This window comes from Nostoc sp. DedSLP03, from assembly GCF_034530815.1.
Lineage (GTDB): Bacteria > Cyanobacteriota > Cyanobacteriia > Cyanobacteriales > Nostocaceae > Nostoc.
Genome location: NZ_JAVRCK010000075.1, coordinates 25512 through 44319 on the forward strand (window position 1 = coordinate 25512; position 18808 = coordinate 44319).

Here is an 18808-nt window from a genome sequence, read left to right on the forward strand (position 1 = left end):
TTATATCTTTTAACTTAAATTTTATAAGGCTTATTGAATAGGTATTTTAATTACAAATTCTGCACCTTTTTCTGGAACAGAAAAACAGTTAAGTTGCCCGTTATGTTTTTCAACTATAATTTGATAGCTTATATATAGCCCTAGTCCAGTACCTTTACCCACAGTTTTAGTGGTAAAAAACGGATCGAATAGCTTTGAGCGAACTTGTTCATTTATCCCCAAACCATTATCAGCAATACTAACTTCTATCCATTTTTCATCGATTAGCTCAGTTTTAATTTGAATTTGGGGATTATTATTTATCAGTTTTTGATTTTCAGTTTTTTGGGTATTTACTTCTGAATACTGACTGTTGAGCGCTGATGCTTCCAGTGCATCGATTGCATTAGCAAGAATATTCATAAACACTTGATTGAGTTGACCAGGATAGCAAGTTACATTTGGTAGCTGACTATATTTTTTGATGACTTTGATTTCTGGGTACTCATGCCTAGCTTGCAGGCGATGCTCCAAAATCATCAAAGTACTATCAATTCCTTCATGAATATTGACTTGCTTAAGTTCTGCTTCATCCAGCCTGGAAAAATTACGTAGTGATTTAACAATTTCCTGAATGCGTTCTGCTCCCACTTTCATGGATTGGAAGAGTTTGGTTATATCTTGAATCAAAAAATCTAAGTCTATTTCTTCTACTTGCTGTTGGATTTCTGGAAGAGTATTTGGAAAAGCTTGTTGATAAGCTTCGATTAATTTCAGTAAATCCTGAGTGTATTTATGAGCGTGATGAAGGTTCCCATAAATAAAACTCACGGGGTTATTAATTTCATGAGCAATACCAGCGACCATCTGGCCTAAACTAGACATTTTCTCAGCTTGGATAAGCTGAGTTTGCGTAAGTTGTAGTTCATTTAATGTGTCTTGTAAAGCAGTTGTACGTTCCTCGACCCGAATTTCTAGCTCTTGATTCACTTTCTTAAGCGCTTCTTCTGCTTGTTTTCGTCTCTGAATTTCTTTGGCTAACTCATCAATTTTTTCGTTCAAGAGAACGAAATTACTGCTGGTCAGAGTTCTATTTTCCAAGCGTAAGAGAATTAAAGCTGAAGATTCAGGAGACCAAGGTTGAATAACGGCTCCTTGGCTACGACATATTAACGTTTGTCCATCATTCTTTCGTAAAGTCAAAGAGCCAATCACCATTGCCCTGCTACTTGAACAAGCTTGCAGATACTTTACAATATCGTTAGCAGGCTCAGTTACAATTTCAAAAAGTATTTTTCCCTGCAATTCTTGACGGCGTAACCCCAACATATCTGCTAATGGTTGATTGGTAGCTAACAGTTGACCCTCTCCACTTACCAGAAGTAAAGGTTCTGGTAAAACTCTGGCAAATTCAAGAAATTGTTCAGGAGTCATGGGGCTTCTACTTTCACGGTTTGACTCTACTTTAGATATCTGCACTCAGCTTAATCCTGGAGTTATTTTGTTTGATAGTGAAGGATTTACACAGATTCTAGTCCCCTAAAGTATTCTCGACCTTCTGCATCTTCTGCCTCTTCTGTAAGTTTTAAGTAAACAATAACTTTACATCCAGAATTACCTTCTGCTATTGTCTCTTGCAATTCTACTTTTGCATATCCTAGATTATTAGCTGCGATCGTTCCAAAAACGTTTGAAGTCATCATGCACATGGCAGGGCGATTAAGTACTTTGTCGCCAAATGGGCAAATACGGTTGCCAAAGACAATTTTTTCATCATTCTGCTCAATAACATAAAAATCGCCCTGGATTCGTTTTTTTAAATCAATCAAGACATCAGCTACCTGCCTACGAGAAAGGTTAGATATCTCTAGGGCAGATTTATAATCTTGGTTAATCTGCCTTCCCATCCTTTCACCAACAACGCTAATAAATCCCGAAGCTTCTTTTAAACCTACTACATCCTGCAAAGTACCAGATAATTCTCTGATTAGTGTACGTAAAAATATGTCGCGTTCTAAAGAAAGATTAAGCGTAGCTATTGAGTCCTTGGGTACATCGATCATAAATTTTGAGAATACAATCTTGGAAGTACACTTATAGAGTTCCCCAAAATTTCTCTAAAGTAACTACTTAATCTTTTTATTCTGAGAATTTCATGTTTGCTTTTGGTTCTAATGAAAAAAATGTCGATAAGAAATTATGAGCCTTATCGTTGTGACAGTTTACGGTTTTGCATAGTCTCTTCTAGGTTAAGTCTCCATTATTTTTTCTAACCCTCCTTCAAGAGTGGGGAATTAGATCGAGTCTTAAAAGGTTAGCCAGCAACAATAATCCCAGCTTTTAGTATATCTTTTGCAAGAGAACTGGCACATTGCTGAAGAACTTCTTTAACTGCTGCAAGATAATCTGGATCGTTACTGTGGTTTACTACTGCCTCGAACATAAATTTATGTATTATGTTAATAAACGTAACTTATTATAATTATTAAATAGGAAGTTTAATGATGAATTCTGAACCTTGCCCTATTGATGAATTTACCTCTAGAGTTCCTCCATGTTTTTCGACAACAATCTGACGAGCAATTGATAAGCCTAATCCTGTACCTTGACCCACAGGCTTGGTGGTGAATAAATAGTCAAAGATTTTTTTTTGGACATCAGCCGACATTCCCACACCATTATCTTTAATCCTAATCGAGATATAATTTTTATCTTCCGTGAGAGTGGTTTGAATCAAAATTTGATTAGGATTTGCATCAATTTCCATATAGGTAAGTCCTATATTAGACTCCTCTAAAGCATCAATAGCATTAGCTAATAAATTCATAAATACTTGATTGAGTTGTCCGATAAAACATTCTAATTCTGGCAATATATCGTAATCTCTAATTACTTGAATATCGGGTCGATCTTCGGATGCTTTTAAACGGTGTTTGAGAATCATAATTGTACTGTCTATACCATCATGAATGTTGCAATACACTTTGCGATCGCTATCTGCTCGAGAAAAGGTTCTCAAGCTGGTACTAATGTTGCGAATGCGCTGAATTCCCTCTTTCATTGAGGAAATTAAATTAGGTAGATCGGCAAGTATATACTTCAAATCTATAGCTGCAATTTCCTCTTGAATTTCTGGAACTGGATTAGGATAGTGTTCCTGATAAAGGTCAATAATGTTAATCATGTTTTGGAAATATACTGAAGCGTGTCCAAGATTGCCATGAATAAAACCAACTGGATTATTAATTTCATGAGCAACTCCTGCTACTAATTGACCAAGAGCAGACATTTTTTCCGTCTGTACAAGCTGAAGTTGAGACTCTTGTAGGTCTTTTAATGCCCTAGATAATGCTGATGTCCTTTCTAAAACTCGTTTTTCTAAAGTTTTTGTGAGATTTCGTAATTGAAGATGGGTTTTTATTCTAGCTAATAATTCTTCTTCATGAAAGGGTTTTGTGATATAATCAACTGCCCCTATATTTAGACCCTTTACCTTACTATGAGTATCAGAATTAGCTGTCATAAAAATTACGGGTATATCACAAGTAGCTGAACTTTCTTTTAGTCTTTTGCAAGTTTCAAATCCATCTATTCCTGGCATCATCACATCTAATAAAATTAAATCGGGAAGTTGGAACTCAACCTGCTTCAGCGCTTTTTCTCCATCATTTTCTGTGAGAACTTTAAAGCCTGCATTACTTAATATGTTAAAGACAATTTCTAAATTAGTGGTAGTATCATCTACCACTAAAATTAAACTATCTTCTGGGGTATAAAGCATTTTTATTTCTGATTTTTCATTCATATATTTAAATTAATTTTATTTCTTCTTATTTGCTCTGCGATCGCAGCTAATTCCCCTCTATTTTCTTAGTAGACAGGCTGCCAATTTATCGTCTGACAACCCTATAGTTCCCAAAAACTCTGATAACAGCAACATTTTCACGCTAAATTGCCTATAGCTTTGCGTTGGGGCGATCGCTAATGGAACGTGAGTTCGATGAACCTCTCCCGGACAACCTCCCTCTCCCACGGGGAAAGGGAGGAGCAAGAGAAATTAGGGTTTTGGCTCCCCTCTCCGTGTCGGAGAGGGGTTGGGGGAGAGGTCAAAAAAGGACTTGTCGAACTCACGTTAATGGACATCGATACGCCAAAGTTTAAAATCCTTTTTTATAAAGGCGATCGCTCTGAAATTAGTTATTTATACCCTTGTCTTTTTATAAAAGTAGCGCTAGCCCAGAAAAATATTGTTGATGTCATAAGTTAATTTTTTCATTTAGTCAACAGTATTTATCATGAGTATTCCTAGATATAACTTTTTTTATAAAAAAATATCATTTTAGACAATTACCGTATATTTACGGTTATTTTTTTTTAAAACATAGAACAATATTGTTTAACTTTAAAAATACTCATGTAGATTTACACACTACTAACAGTACGGTGACGTAAATACGATCTACACACTGTATATATATGGTGTTACAGTGAGTTATTTTCAAAAGTTTTTATAGGCTCTCTATGAGTCTATTGATTTTATTCTCCTGTACTTTATGTTAGTTACTTCTAACTAATATATTTCTATGAAGGAACTACTTTCCTCCGATTTATACTGTCCATTTTCATCCCATATCAATAAGCATATTGATGTTTTAGAAGAGTATGCTCTTGAATGGGTAACTCGCTTTAACCTACTGGCAAATGAATCAGTTTATCGACGTTTCACCAAGTCAAATTTTTTCAAGCTCGTAGCAGGTGCTTATCCTTACTGCAATCTAGAAAAAATAAAGATTGCCAGTGACTTGTTCAGTTGGCTGTTTATTTGGGATGACCAATGTGATATGTCAGATTTAGGCCAACAACCTGAAGCACTTAAGCTTTTTCACCAAAGATTTATTGAAGTACTAAATGGAGCAGAACTTACAAGCAAGGATATACACCTTAGCTATGCTTTAAGTGACCTACGACAACGGATGCTCCAAATAGGGAGCATAAAATGGTTCCATCACTTTGTTTTTAGCTTTGAGGAATACTTCGCTGGATGTGTACAGGAAGCAAGTAACCGCGCACAGGAAATAATACCGGATATTGATACTTATATCAGAATACGAAACTTAAGTTCGGCGGGGGATCTTACCGTAGTATTGATTGAATTCTGCGATCAATTGCTGATTCCTGATATTTTACGACAGCACGAGATTTTCAAAAAACTCAAGGAGAAGACAATTAATATTCTTGCCTGGTGTAATGATATCTTTTCGTACTTTAGAGAAATGGCAAGTGGTGATGTTCACAATCTAGTATTAGTATTGTACTATCAACAGCAACTACCTCTAGAAATAGCGATTAAGCGTGCAGTCGATATCCACGATCGAGAAGTACGAGAACTGATCGAACTAGAAGCATGTCTGCCATCTTTTGGAGAAGAAGTAGATGCTGAACTTACAAAGTATATTTCAGGAATGTATGCCTGGATACGGGGCAATCTAGATTGGTATTTTAATTCCGATCGCTATCAAACTATAGAAAGACTGGAGTTAGTAGAAACTTTAGAGCTAGATAAATCTCAAAGCAATATGCAAGTACTTTCAAACATGAAAGTTTTACTACCATCATAAGTAAAAATATACTATCTCAGAGAATATTTTTCACGATGCTCCTAACGATTTTTTTAAAGGTGTTGGGAGCATCTAGAATTTTACTGCTTCAAAGTTAATCAATATTACCCTATAACTAACAATACAAAAATAACGCAATTTCAGTATGAAAAATCAAATGCAACTACCTAACCCACTAAAAACTCCCCCTTTGCTCCAGAAAATCCAGTGGGTTGCAGACCCCGTTAGTTTTATGGAAAATGCAGCTCACCAATATCCTGACATTTTTACTGCTGAGGTAATTGGTTTTGGGGAGACTGTGGTTTTTGTGAACCATCCTCAAGCAATTAAGGAAATTTTCACTAACGATCGGAAGAAGTTTTTATTCGTTGGCAGAGGGAACAAAATATTTGAACCCTTAGCCGGGGAATATTCACTCCTCATGCTGAACGGTGAACACCATAAACGGCGGCGAAAACTCACAATGCCTTCCTTTCATGGCGACAGAATGCGAGCCTACGGCTCTTTGATTTCTAATCTCACCGAACAAGTCTTTAGCCAGTTACCACTAAATCAGCCCTTCTTAGCTCGTACTGCAATGCAGGAAATTTCTCTGCAAATCATTTTACAAGCTATTTTTGGCTTGCATAAGGGAGGACGTTACGACAAAATCAAGCGCTTAATGGCGTTGCTTTTGGATCTCTTTAGCTCACCCTTTACTTCTAGCTTCCTTTTTTTCCCCTTCCTGCAACAAGATTTAGGAGCTTGGAGTCCTTGGGGATGGTTTCTGCGTCAACGGCAACAAATTTATGAATTGCTTTACGCTGAAATTGCCCAACGCCGGGAAGAACCCAATCCAGATCGCATCGATATTTTATCCTTGCTGATGTTAGCGCGGGATGAAGCGGGTAATCCGATGACAGATCAAGAGTTGCGTGATGATTTGATGACACTGATGGTAGCAGGACATGAAACAGTGGCAACAGCAATGGCTTGGGGATTGTATTGGATTCATCATTTACCGAAAGTCCGAGAGAAATTGCTTCAAGAACTTGATTCCCTCGGTGATTCCCCAGATCCCATGAGCATTTTCCAACTACCTTATCTCACAGCTGTTTGTAATGAAACATTGCGAATTCACCCGATCGCAATGTTCGCGTTCCCCAGGATAGTCCAAGAACCCTGTGAACTACTAGGACATCCTTTAGCTTCTGGAGCATTACTGGTTCCCAGTATTTACCTGACTCATCAGCGTGAGGATTTATATCCGCAGCATCAGCAATTTAAACCAGAACGCTTTTTAGAACACGAATTTTCTACTTATGAATTTTTGCCCTTTGGTGGTGGAGTTCGTCGCTGTATAGGTGAAGCTTTGGCTATGTTTGAAATGAAGCTAGTATTAGCAAAAGTACTGTCAGGCTATCAACTTGCTCTAGCTGGTAAGCGGCCAGAGCATCCTCAACGTCGAGGTTTTGCACTTGCGCCTGCTAATGGGGTGAAGATGGTAGTTACAGGACGACATGTGCGTGAAGAGCCTCGAGTGAATATGACAACTACATCCACATCGGTCTTTTAATAATCTGTCAGAGCGATTTTAATAAATATTATAAACGCAGCTTTTCACAAAAACTGCGTTTTTAGTACTCTTAGATTTGGACTCGATCAATTACTCATCTAACCCTCTAACTGTTGCATTGGTATCTCAATAGTAAACTCAGTCCCTTTTCCCGGTGTAGAATTACAGGTTAAACTACCTTTGTGTTTGTCCACGACAATCTGGTAGCTAATTGACAACCCTAAACCCGTACCACTTCCTACTGACTTGGTGGTAAAAAATGGGTCAAATATTTTCTGCTGCACGGCTTTTGTCATGCCAGAACCGTTATCAGTAATCCGAATTATTGCCGTATTAGAATTTGTTAGTTCAGTAAAAATGTGAATTTGTCGTACACGATGAGAAGTGGGTGACGTATCTATATCATTTGTTAATTCTTCTCGCTCGTTTACTAATGATGGATGATCTATGATAAATAACTCTTCTAAAGCATCAATTGCATTACTCAGAATATTCATAAATACCTGATTTAGTTGACCAGGGTAACAAATAACTTCCGGTAATTGTCCATATTTTTTGATGACTTCAATTTCTAGTAAATTGCTATTTGGTTTCAGTCGGTGCTGCAAAATCATTAAGGTGTTGTCTATTCCCTCATGAACATCTACAGGTTTCATTTCAGCTTCATCTAAGCGAGAAAAGTTACGTAAGCCCAAAACAATATTTCGGATACGCGAACTCCCTACTTTCATGGAATCTAGAATCTTGAGAAGGTCTTCTGATAAAAAATCTATGTCAATCTCCTCAGATTTCTCTTCAATTAGAGGAGATGGATGGGGATATTCTTGCTGATAAATAACTATCAAATCCAGCAACTCTTGGACATACTCGCTTGCATGATTGATATTGCCATGAATAAAGTTAATCGGGTTATTTATTTCATGAGCAATTCCCGCTACCATTTGTCCCAAAGAAGACATTTTTTCACTTTGAATTAATTGGATTTGGGTACTTTGCAATTCTTGTAAAGTTTGTTGTAAACATTGATTTTTATCATTGAGTTCTTGGGTTCTTTCCTGAACCTTTCTCTCTAGGGTATGGTTGTATTCTTCCAAGCTTTCTTTAGCTTGTGCCAAGTTTTTATAAAGAATAGCATTCTCTAGGGATATTGCTGCTTGAGTGGTGAGAAGTTTGAGAACTTCTATGCGATCGCGTGTAAATGCTCCTGTTGTCAGACGATTTTCTAGGTAAAGAATCCCAATTAATTTACCTTGATTTAGAAGAGGTATAGACAATAAGCTCTTAGGTTTTTCACTAGTGATATAACTATCACTTGCTAGAAAAGAAACAGCTATTGGATCATCAATAACCAAGATTTCTCTAGAGCGTTTAACATAGTTAATCAAAGTAATGGGAACATCGTAGCTTGATTCAAGGCAAGTTGATGGAAACTCAGTATAGGTATGCTCAAAATTTGAACTTGAACAAACTGCTGTGACAGTTAATGCTAAGTTATCACCTTCACTCAAAATTAAAGCGCATCTAGAAGCTCCTGCATTCTCCATAACAACTTCCATTAAAGTAGAAAGTAGTCGCTCAAGCTCGATTTCTCCAGAGAGTGCGTGAGATGCTTTAATGAATGCGGCTAAATCCAGAGAATCAGAAATACTTGTCTTCGAGCCAATAACAGTTTGTTGATTACTTAGGGTAGATAAAGATGATATAGATATGCTATTGAAAGAAGCGCTTTCCTCGCTAGCAGGGATACTCAGTTTTTGTTGCTGGGATATAGGAGTGAGTAATTGGGGATAGCGTTTTACTAAATCGTCAACTTTGGCTTTTGCTCCCCAATTAACGTATCCATAATAGGCATCAATTAAGTAGGTTTGGGCAATTTTCTGTTTGCCCCATTTTAGATAAAATTTAGCTGCAAGTTCCTGAGCTAAAGCTACTTCATTCTTGTAGTCATGCTCTTCAGCTAGGGAGATAGCACGGTCGTATTCTTCCATTGCTTCAAAATATTTCCCTTCAACTCGATACCTTTCTGCTTCTACCAAATAAAATTTATGGCAATTATTCATTGGGGCATGATATGCCCAATATTGCATCTTTTCCTGATTAGCTTGCACCCGATCGAGAATACGCTTTTGCTCTGAATCAGGTGCATCAACGTACACCGCCAGTTTGGCCAGAGAATCGTAAAAATAGAAAACAGGAACAACTAGTTGTCCTGTACCACTATCTAAATACTTTTCAGCTAGGGTGGCATTTTCAGCTGCTTGAGGGAACTGCTGAAATAAGTAGCATAAATGTAGTTTATGAAAATATAGATATAAAAGTCCGATTCCATCCTTGGCTTCCAAATGCAGTGGCAGCATTTTCTCCTCATCATAGGCTGCACCAATTAAACGACAAGGATTTTCTACAAACCCCAGTAAATTTAAGACACTTTGTTGATAGATACAATTCCAGTTAAACGCTCTTTCTTGCTTGATTTGCTTCAAAGCATTGCTGTAGTTTGCTATCTCGCGTTCCAGCCCTGTAAGTTCTCTACCAATAGAATAACAACAGAAGCAATAAAACTGAAGAAATAAAGCTGCAAATTCTAAATCTCCTGTTTCTATCGCTAGAGAGTAAGCTTCTAGTACAGTATTTAATGTTTCCTTAGGATGCTCCTTCCAATGACGGATACCTGCATGAAATACCTCCATAACTTTTGCTTCAACTTCTTTAGCATTGTACTTAGCCACCAAACTTAAAGCCAGTTTGCCAAAATCATAGCCAGACTGAATATCTCCCTTTTCACTACAGAGGATCGTTCCGTAAAGAACGTATGCAAAGGCAGACAAGGGGGCATTGCCATATTTGAGCGATAAGTTGATTTGTTTAAGAACAATCAGGAAAAAAAGTTCAGGAGTAACTGCATAGGCGAAAAAAAGCGCATTCGATAGAATCCGCATAACTACCAATGTTTGTTCTGCCGTCATTTCTGGCAGATCAATTAAATCCTCAATCCGCTTTCCATTTAAATTTAATCTTAGTTCAGCGATCGCTAGCTGAATATCTGACTGGCTGGGATTTTCGGGCAACTCAACTTCCAACAATTTTAGAACACTTAGTGCAGTCCTGACAGATTCTAGTGCTTGGTTTTGCGCTCCATAAGCTTTAATTTTGACTTCATAAACTTTTACTTTTTCTAGCAGTGTTTTTGCTCGTGCCAACACTACTTCTACTAATTGCTCCATTTGCCTAAAGTCGCCAGCTAGATACGCAGCCTCTGCTCCTGTCTCATACAAAGCTAGGATTAGTTGATATTTAGTCTCCCAACTATCACTTGCCAGCAATTGGATGCCGATAGTTAAATACTTAACAGCAGCGGGATAAGCTGTTGATGCTAAAGCCTTACGTCCAGCAATTAGATTCATCTGGGCCAGTTCATCTCGTTTAGCTTGAGGGGAGATAAATTCTACTGCGATATTAAACTGATTCACAAGCTCAAAAATTTTTTCTTCCTGTTTTGCAACAGGAATATTGTTCAATAACAGTAGCCCAATTTTTAAGTGAATTGGCTTTTTTTGTTCTTCAGGAATTAAAGAATAAGCGGCTTGCTGCACTCTATCATGGACAAATTTATACTTGGGTAGCTGTAAATTAGAATTTGAACATTGTGTAGATTCTATTCCATCAACAATAAATTCTTGATTAGTATTATCTTTTGAAAAAATGCTGTAATTTTCAGCTTGTGGTAAAACTAGCCCATCAAGTAATGCTTGCCACAAATCTGATGCTGTATCTACTACAGATTTTTCATTAACGATCGCCAGAGTTTTTAAGTCAAACTGATTCCCAATACAAGCAGCCAGTTTCAAAACTTTTTGGGTATATATTGGCAATTTTTCTATTTGCAGTCCGATAAATTCTACTACATCATCCGTGAGAGCTAAATCTTTAACTCTGGAAATATCATATTGCCAATAACCAACATCAAAATTTAATACAATTAGCCCATCATCATATAAAGTTTTGAGAAATTGAACAGAAAAGAAGGGGTTGCCTTTAGTTTTAGCAAACACCATCTGGGTGAGAGGAACAGCAACCAATTCTGGACAATGAAGTGTCTCAGCAATTAGATGATTTAAATCGCCCTGATTTAAAGGTGCTAAAGTAATTGTATTAATGATTACTCCTGCTTTTTGAATCTCCTGTAGTGTCAAAGAAAGCGGATGTGCCTTGGAAATTTCATTATCTCGATAGGAACCAACTAATAAGAAACCTCCTTTTGTTTCACGCATCTGTTCTGTCTCTTCTGAAATAGAAGACAACATACTTTCACACATTAATAACTGAATTAATTTCAAAGAAGCTGTATCTGCCCATTGCAAGTCATCGAGAAAGATAACTAGGGGATGTTCTTTAGTTGTAAAGATTTGGATGAATTTTTGAAACAATAAATTGAAACGATTTTTGGCAGCGCTGCCAGAGAGTTCTGTAACCTGAGGTTGTTTACCAATAATCTGTTCGAGTTCAGGAATGACATCAATAATCACCTGTGTTTGTGTACCTAATTCCCGCAGAATTTTGGATTTCCATTGTTGAATTTGAGCATCAGTTTCTGAGAGCAGTTGCCCAATTAAGTCCCGAAAGGCTTGCACTAATCCTGACAAAGGAATGTCACGTTGAAACTGGTCAAATTTTCCTTTGATGAAGTAACTACGCTGCCGCACAATAGGTTTGTGGACTTCATTAACCACGGCAGTTTTGCCAATGCCAGAGAAACCTGCAACTAATATCATTTCTGTTGCCCCGTCTGTCACACGCTTAAAAGCAGCAAGTAGAGTTTCAACTTCACTTTGGCGACCGTAGAGTTTTTCGGGAATTACGAAACGGTCAGAGATGTCTCTCACACCGAGTTTAAAGGGTGCAATATTTCCTGTTTCTTGCCACTGGCTTTGGCACACCTCCAAGTCATGCTTTAACCCCAAAGCACTCTGATAGCGGTCTTCGGCATTTTTTGCCATCAGCTTGCTGATGATGTCAGACAAAATTAGCGGAATGTCGGAGTTAATCCGACTGGCTCTTGGCGGTTGTTTGGCAATGTGAGAGTAAACTAACTCCGTCGGATCTTTGCTGGTGAAAGGTAACTGTCCGGTGAGGAGCTGAAAGAAGGTGACACCGAGGGAATAAAAATCAGTGCGGTAGTCAATACCTCGGTTCATCCTGCCAGTTTGTTCTGGGGAAATGTAAGCCAGAGTACCTTCTAAGATGTTGGGATTTGTGAGAAATTGAATTTCTCTTGGCAGAAGGGTGGCAATACTAAAGTCGATGAGTTTGATTTCATCTGTGCTAGGGTTTATGAGGATGTTGGCAGGCTTGATATCTTTATGAATGATGCGATCGCGATGCAGTCTTTCTAGGGTAGAAGCAATTTTAATCGCAATGTGGAAAAACTCGTTCAGGGAAAGCCAGTTTTCCTTTTTTCCTTTGCCCTCTATTCGCCAGTTTTGGAGGGAAATGCCACCAAAGTCTTCCATCACCAAAACATAGCTGTTACGGTAATTTTCTAAGCTATAGGTTTTGACTATGCCAGGAAAATCGAGGTTTTTGGTGATGATATATTGATTTCGGAACTGAGCTATTTCCGCAAAGGTAGGATATTCATTCCGCATCAATTTGAGAACGACTGATTTTTGGTTTTCTTCTCTAATACCTCGATAAACTAGAGTTTTACTGCCTGAGTAGATTTGTTCAGTAATGCGATAACCAGGAAACGAATATAATGTATCTAATACTACTAACATTGCGGGCTATGCTCATAATTATTGTTTCTATGGCTTATTATTCCCGTGCAAAGACTATCCTCATCATGAAAGAGGATTTTTTTGTTTAATTTGTATTAGAAAATATGACTTTTAATATATTTTTATTACTAAATATCTGAATCTTAAACTGTATGTTTTCTCATCAAGTGAAGTACATATCGAAATCTCAACACAACCCTTCTTTGAACTTACTAAGAGGGAAGATAAAGTACAGCTTTACCGGGCTTAGGTCAAGCTGTACCTCACTAAATAATGATGATTTATCAACATAAGTGTTTTTGAACTAACTATTTTTATCCGCTTTTAATCGGACACCAGTATAGATGGTGTATTTTTGGCTGCGATAATAATAACGAGCACAAATACTACTTGATTTTTTGTTTAATAAAAGTCACAACCTGAGTAAGCTGTTTCTTCAAACCATCAATTTCTGCTTGCATTTTGACAATTTTCTCATTCAATGCATTAATTTCTGCTTCGGAGACTCCTCCAGTACTGGGGGTTGTGATGCTGGGGGCTGTGACACTAGAGTTTGCAACGCTAGGAGCTACTACCGTACCATTGGCGACACCAGAGGTTGCTACTGTGCCATTTTTTACGGCAACCGCTGCTCCTACTGAGACTAGTTCTGGGCGTGGCTGTTTTGCCTTGGCCATAGCTAGCTTAATTGCACCAATTAGTTGTTTCTGATCGAAAGGTTTGCCCAGAAATTCAAAATATTCAAATGGTTCTGTGATTTTCTCAGTCACCTCTTCCTTGCGACCAGACATGATCACTAAAGGAATTTTCCTTAACTCTGGATCGGCTTGAACTTTCTGGAAAACCTCCCAGCCACTCATTTTAGGCAACAGGAAATCCAGCATAATCAGGCTGAGTTTTTCCTGAAGAATGAAATTTAGTCCTTCCACACCGTCTTTTGCTTCCAGTACCTCAAAATTGCCCGGAGGCAACATTTCTCGTACTTTTACCCTGACAACTGTAGTGTCATCGATAACTAAAATCTTGTTGCTTGCCACGACTGTTTGCTCTAACAGAAACTATAAGTGTAAATAGCGGCTTTGCCGATTGTCCTTGAGAATCCTCCCACTATATACATAATTTCTAGCAATTGGGGGATAGTATATTTCGGTATAAATGACATTGTTAGAAGTGTTTTGCAAAACTTTTGCTTGCACTCTTTTAAATTTGTGTCATTGTGATATTTAATCAACAGACCACTACATCTATATCCGCATCTTGCTTGGATGTCTATGATTTCGTCACAACAAGCCGACCTAAAGTCTGAAATTATGGCAATGCCTAGCTGGTTACGTCGCCCGATTGGTAAAGCCAGTGAAATCTCTACCGTACAACGCATTATTAAGCAGCGCCAAATTCACACGATTTGTGAAGAAGGACGCTGCCCTAACCGCGGAGAGTGCTATGCCCAAAAAACTGCAACTTTTTTGCTAATGGGGCCTACATGCACGCGCTCTTGTGCTTTCTGTCAAGTAGATAAAGGTCATGCACCAATGCCTCTTGATTTAGAGGAACCTGAAAAGGTTGCCCAGGCGGTGCAGCTTTTGGGATTGCGTTATGTGGTGCTGACTTCTGTAGCCCGTGATGACTTGCCCGATCGAGGTGCAGGGCATTTTGTCGAGACGATCGCGACTATCCGCCAATTGAACCCTGAGACTCAAATTGAAGTGCTAACCCCAGATTTTTGGGGTGGTGCTGGTGTTGGTGAAGAAGGTCAACGCCAGCGGATAGCGATGATTGTCAAAGCCAAACCAGCTTGTTTTAATCACAATATTGAGACAGTGCGACGGTTAACTGGGCCAGTGCGCCGGGGAGCCAAATACGATCGCTCCCTCTTGGTGCTGGCTACGGTTAAAGAAATCGATTCGACAATTCCCACCAAATCAGGTTTGATGCTGGGACACGGAGAAACAGTTGATGAAGTCATTGAAGCAATGGCTGATTTAAGGGCTGTGGGATGCGATCGCTTGACTATCGGGCAGTATATGCGTCCTTCTTTAGAACATTTGCCAGTCCAAAAATATTGGACTCCAGAGGAATTCGATCGGCTTGGCAGATTAGCATGGGAAATGGGATTCAACCATGTTCGTTCTGGCCCTCTGGTTCGCAGTTCCTATCATGCTGGAGAGGAGGGAGTGGGGAGTGGGGAGTAGGGAGTGGGGGGAGCAGGGGAAGCAAGGGAAGCAGGGGAAGCAGGGGAAGCAAGGAAAGCAGGAATGGAATAACTAATCCCCAATGCCCCATGCCCCATGCCCAATGCCCCATACCCCATGCCCAATGCCCCATGCCCCATGCCCAATACCCAATTCTTAACTTCACACAAATATTCTTAAAGAATTTGAGTATTTGGTACACCAGTTTGGTATTTCTTTAAAAGTCATGACATAAGGAGAATCGCATTATGACTGCTAAAAACAAAGATTTACCAGTTGCCGACAGTGGAGCTAAACCTCCCTACGCCTATCGCACAGGCTGGGCACTGTTCTTGTTAGCTATCAATTTCCTGGTAGCAGCCTGGTATTTCCACATTATTGAGTAGTTAGAAGTGGATAGGTGCTGCTCAAATCGTTCCTTTGAATAAACCTTTGGGACGAATGAGCAGCACCAAAATCATGATTAACAGTGCGACACCTTGTTTATACTGGGAACCCAGCCAAGGAGTGCTGATTTCTTGGACGATGCCAATGATAAAAGCTGCTGCGATCGCACCGTAGGGGTTGCCAATCCCCCCAAGTATTACTGAGGCAAATAATGGTAATATTAAAAACCAACCCATATTCGGGCGCACCGCTGTAATTAACCCATACATACTGCCGCCCAATGACGTAATCGTGCCAGCAATTACCCAAGTCCAAAAAATAACTCGGTCAACATTGATACCTGAAACTCTAGCTAGATCCAGATCGTCGGCAACTGCTCGCATCGCCTTACCAATTTTGGTATTTTGCAGCAGATAATGCAGCGCCAAAATTGCTAGCACCGCCAACCCTAATACCAATAATTGATTTTGCGGTATCTTTAAACCCAAAATATCTAAAGCCGGAGTAACAGGTAAATTATAATTTTGGTTCCTGCCACCCCAGATAAAAATAATTCCATTGCGAAGAAATAAGGCAAGTCCAATAGAAATAATAATCAGCGTAGTGGAAGTAGCACGGATAGAGCGCATCTTTGACCACAGTAACTTTTCCGATAACAGCATTGCTGCTACTGTTCCCGCCGCCGCCAAAATCATCGACAGCCAAATATTGACTCCAATAGTGTTTATCAGCCAAGTTAGATAGGCTCCTAAAGTGAGAAAGTCACCATGAGCAAAGTTCGATAGTCGTAAAATTCCATAAGTAAGAGTCAGTCCGACTGCGGCTAGAGCAATAATGCTCCCCACCGCAATCCCATTCACGATTAGTTGGGCGAATTGTGCATCCATAAGTTTTCAGTTGCGTTGAAAAATTTTAGGTTAGTGGTTCATACAATAATTTTTTTTTGGACTAGCTGCTAAACTCGACATCATAAGTTATGGTTTATAACAACATAAGTTATCGTTTATAAATAAAAAAGAATTGTCCGCTAATATACATAAAATCCTGTTGGGATTTTTATACGTAGCCAAACTTGTTCAGCGGTCTAGTTGACCATGCAGCAGTATTCAAGCTTACCAGACCAGAAATCACTGATAGATGCAACGCCAAAACTTTTGACAACAATTGAGCAACTTCGCGCGCAGCTGTGGCTGGAGAGCAGCTTAAACCAGTTGCAAAGTCGCCTTAATGATTGCTTGCTTTCTGCTTGTAACACTGTCCCACAGGCAGAAGCAGCACAAGCGGAAATTTTCCAAACCGTGATTAACGAGATTAACAGTGCTGTTCACAGCAGTAATCTGGCACTTACAGAATGTGCCGTAGGCATCGCTATGTGTCAACCACAAGAAACTGTTGCCACAGTTTGCTATGTTTCTCGTTCTCCATCCCCAAATTCACCACTCTTTCTAGAAGTGCTGACAGCAGAAAAAAAGCTGCTGTTGAGATTGCAAGAAGTCATAAAAATTGAAGATTTGCAACAGCTTGAGAATCAGCAACTACCGAGCGCTTGGCGGTTGGCGGATGATTCTGGCAGTGTTCTCGGTTGGCTAATTCTTGCCACAGCACCCCTAAGTTCTCATCATGAGTCGTTCATAGAATCGCAAGTTCAACTCAGATCGCAATTGATGCCAAGGTCTGCCAAATGCTGTAGTACAGCCTTAGTACAACTTAGGCACATCCTGTCTTGGTCGCAACGGTGTCAACAGTTAAGTAACTCTAATCAAGAATTGGAGCGCACCAATCAACTGAAAAATCAGTTTCTGGCAAACACCAGCCACGAAATTCGCACACCGCTTGGTTCCATTATTGGGTTTACCCATCTGCTTTTAGCTCCAGGATACGAACCAACTAAAGAACGGCAGCAAGAGTATTTAAATATTATTCAGTCTAGCGGTAAACACTTACTAGCTCTGATTAACGATATTTTGGATCTCTCTAAAATTGAAGCAAATCAGCTAGAAGTACAGTGGGAAACAATAGATGTGCCAATATTGTGTGGCAATGTTTTGGCATTGGTGAAAGAGAAAGCTGCTAATAAAGGTTTGAAACTGTGTCTAGAACTTGAACCTGATATTACAACCTTAGTAGCTGACCCCTTACGACTCAAGCAAATGTTGTTGAATTTACTCTTCAACGCCCTAAAGTTTACAAGTATTGGAAGTGTTGGCTTAAAGATTGCTTCTAAAGGTGTATTTGTGCATTTTACAGTTTGGGATACTGGCACTGGCATTTCCCAAGAAGACCAAGTTCAACTGTTTCAGCCATATTTCCAAATTGCCAAGGCCGTAGCAGATGGTATTGAAGGTACTGGTTTGGGTTTAGCAGTGACTCAGAAACTCGCCCAAATTCACGGTGGTTCGGTGAAAGTTGAATCGGAAATAGATCGTGGTTCCCGTTTTACTCTTGTACTTCCTCTTAAACAAGAGATGGAAGTAAGGGTAGATGAGGAAGCAGGGGAAGCAAAATCTTCCTTATTTCCTGTGCCTTTGACACCTAGTTCCTCTGTAGAGATTTTGCTGGTAGAAAATGATTTACCCAACGCCGATCTAATACAAATTTATTTACGTAAATTGGGATATCAGGTGACTTGGGTTAAGAATGCTGACGAGATGTGGGAAGCTCTAACACAGCTAGATCCAGCGGTAATTTTAATGGATGTTTGTTTGGCAGATGAAAATGGTCTTAACTTGGTACAACAACTGCGAGAACATCAGCAATATCGAACGATTCCGGTAATTGTTCAAACAGCAATGGCGATGAAAGGCGATCGCGAAACCTGTCTAGCGGCTGGAGTTAATGACTATATTTCTAAACCAATTGATTTACCACTTTTAGCCCGTCTGGTGGCTAAGTACAGTAAACCACCAACTTCAGCCGATTGATAATTTTGCAAGGATTTTGCTGTATTTGCGTTTCCCAAAAATTAAATAAAGCCAATATAACGGTTATCGCTTGGGTGCAGTACAGTTTTGACCTCTCTCCTACGAGGAGAGAAGCTTTGAGTCTTACTCTCCTTCCTTTGAAGGGAAAGGGTTGGGGTCTGTATTGGACTCAACTACAAACTGCTATTTTTAATAAAATTTTAATGCTTTTGAGCAATACTTTGCTTAATAAGCACATTTACGTGTAATCATGTAATATAAGCTAGCGCCAGATAGCAAGCCATGATTAACATTGATCCTCAAGCCAGGTACTTTGAAATAGAAAGCTTAGGTGATTTTTTAAAAAGAAATTACCAGCTAAAGTGGTCGAATCAAGATA

General features: G+C 39.1%; 12 protein-coding genes. 5 read left to right on the plus strand and 7 right to left on the minus strand.

The genetic code is table 11. The features are described 5' to 3' along the window. Window positions 1-30: 30 nt before the first annotated feature. The 4 genes from RM368_RS28210 to RM368_RS28225 form a co-directional block, all read right to left on the minus strand. A complete protein-coding gene (locus tag RM368_RS28210; protein ID WP_322697117.1) occupies window positions 31-1413 on the minus strand; it encodes an ATP-binding protein in 1383 nt (460 codons plus the stop codon). An 86-nt stretch (window positions 1414-1499) separates the two neighbouring features. After that, the gene (locus tag RM368_RS28215; RefSeq protein ID WP_322697118.1) at window positions 1500-2042 is read right to left on the minus strand and encodes a methanogen output domain 1-containing protein; all 543 of its coding nucleotides are present in this window, start codon (window positions 2040-2042) and stop codon (window positions 1500-1502) included. Between the two features lie 251 nt (window positions 2043-2293). After that, window positions 2294-2422 (minus strand): hypothetical protein, encoded by a 129-nt coding sequence (locus RM368_RS28220; RefSeq protein WP_322697119.1) that lies wholly within the window; start codon window positions 2420-2422, stop codon window positions 2294-2296. A 42-nt stretch (window positions 2423-2464) separates the two neighbouring features. Then, window positions 2465-3784, minus strand: coding sequence for a response regulator (locus tag RM368_RS28225; protein WP_322697120.1), 1320 nt, complete (start codon window positions 3782-3784; stop codon window positions 2465-2467). Between the two features lie 778 nt (window positions 3785-4562). Between RM368_RS28225 and RM368_RS28230 the strand changes: the two genes are divergently transcribed. Both RM368_RS28230 and RM368_RS28235 read left to right on the plus strand, forming a co-directional pair. After that, a complete protein-coding gene (locus RM368_RS28230; protein ID WP_322697121.1) occupies window positions 4563-5597 on the plus strand; it encodes a terpene synthase family protein in 1035 nt (344 codons plus the stop codon). Window positions 5598-5754: 157 nt separating this feature from the next. After that, entirely contained in the window at window positions 5755-7152 is a 1398-nt protein-coding gene (locus RM368_RS28235) for a cytochrome P450 (protein WP_322697122.1), read from the plus strand. 98 nt (window positions 7153-7250) lie between these two features. Here the strand turns inward: RM368_RS28235 and RM368_RS28240 are convergent, their stop codons facing one another. Together RM368_RS28240 and RM368_RS28245 are read right to left on the minus strand one after the other, a co-directional pair. Further along, on the minus strand, window positions 7251-12929 hold the full coding sequence (locus RM368_RS28240) for an AAA family ATPase (protein WP_322697123.1): 5679 nt from the start codon (window positions 12927-12929) through the stop codon (window positions 7251-7253). A gap of 386 nt (window positions 12930-13315) precedes the next feature. Beyond that, window positions 13316-13966, minus strand: coding sequence for a response regulator (locus RM368_RS28245; protein WP_322697124.1), 651 nt, complete (start codon window positions 13964-13966; stop codon window positions 13316-13318). 234 nt (window positions 13967-14200) lie between these two features. On the opposite strand from RM368_RS28245, the gene lipA reads away from it, so the two are divergent. Beyond that, the gene (gene lipA, locus RM368_RS28250; RefSeq protein WP_322697125.1) at window positions 14201-15121 is read left to right on the plus strand and encodes a lipoyl synthase; all 921 of its coding nucleotides are present in this window, start codon (window positions 14201-14203) and stop codon (window positions 15119-15121) included. A gap of 248 nt (window positions 15122-15369) precedes the next feature. After that, window positions 15370-15507 carry a photosystem I protein PsaX gene (locus RM368_RS28255; protein ID WP_322649390.1) on the plus strand — a complete coding sequence of 46 codons (138 nt, stop codon included), beginning with the start codon at window positions 15370-15372 and terminating at the stop codon, window positions 15505-15507. A 21-nt stretch (window positions 15508-15528) separates the two neighbouring features. Here the strand turns inward: RM368_RS28255 and RM368_RS28260 are convergent, their stop codons facing one another. After that, window positions 15529-16395: a branched-chain amino acid ABC transporter permease gene (locus RM368_RS28260; RefSeq protein WP_322697126.1), complete on the minus strand. Its 867-nt coding sequence runs from the start codon at window positions 16393-16395 to the stop codon at window positions 15529-15531. Window positions 16396-16602: 207 nt separating this feature from the next. On the opposite strand from RM368_RS28260, the gene hrmK reads away from it, so the two are divergent. After that, on the plus strand, window positions 16603-18429 hold the full coding sequence (gene hrmK, locus RM368_RS28265; protein ID WP_322697127.1) for a hybrid histidine kinase/response regulator HrmK: 1827 nt from the start codon (window positions 16603-16605) through the stop codon (window positions 18427-18429). Window positions 18430-18808 lie beyond the last annotated feature (379 nt).

Excerpts from the sequence above, each read along its gene's own strand:
- RM368_RS28210 (WP_322697117.1), bottom strand. The coding sequence starts at position 1,413 with ATGACTCCTGAACAATTTCTTGAATTTGCCAGAGTTTTACCAGAACCT.
- RM368_RS28215 (WP_322697118.1), bottom strand. The coding sequence starts at position 2,042 with ATGATCGATGTACCCAAGGACTCAATAGCTACGCTTAATCTTTCTTTA.
- RM368_RS28220 (WP_322697119.1), bottom strand. The coding sequence starts at position 2,422 with ATGTTCGAGGCAGTAGTAAACCACAGTAACGATCCAGATTATCTTGCA.
- RM368_RS28225 (WP_322697120.1), bottom strand. The coding sequence starts at position 3,784 with ATGAATGAAAAATCAGAAATAAAAATGCTTTATACCCCAGAAGATAGT.
- RM368_RS28230 (WP_322697121.1), top strand. The coding sequence starts at position 4,563 with ATGAAGGAACTACTTTCCTCCGATTTATACTGTCCATTTTCATCCCAT.
- RM368_RS28235 (WP_322697122.1), top strand. The coding sequence starts at position 5,755 with ATGCAACTACCTAACCCACTAAAAACTCCCCCTTTGCTCCAGAAAATC.
- RM368_RS28240 (WP_322697123.1), bottom strand. The coding sequence starts at position 12,929 with ATGTTAGTAGTATTAGATACATTATATTCGTTTCCTGGTTATCGCATT.
- lipA (WP_322697125.1), top strand. The coding sequence starts at position 14,201 with ATGATTTCGTCACAACAAGCCGACCTAAAGTCTGAAATTATGGCAATG.
- RM368_RS28255 (WP_322649390.1), top strand. The coding sequence starts at position 15,370 with ATGACTGCTAAAAACAAAGATTTACCAGTTGCCGACAGTGGAGCTAAA.
- RM368_RS28260 (WP_322697126.1), bottom strand. The coding sequence starts at position 16,395 with ATGGATGCACAATTCGCCCAACTAATCGTGAATGGGATTGCGGTGGGG.
- hrmK (WP_322697127.1), top strand. The coding sequence starts at position 16,603 with ATGCAGCAGTATTCAAGCTTACCAGACCAGAAATCACTGATAGATGCA.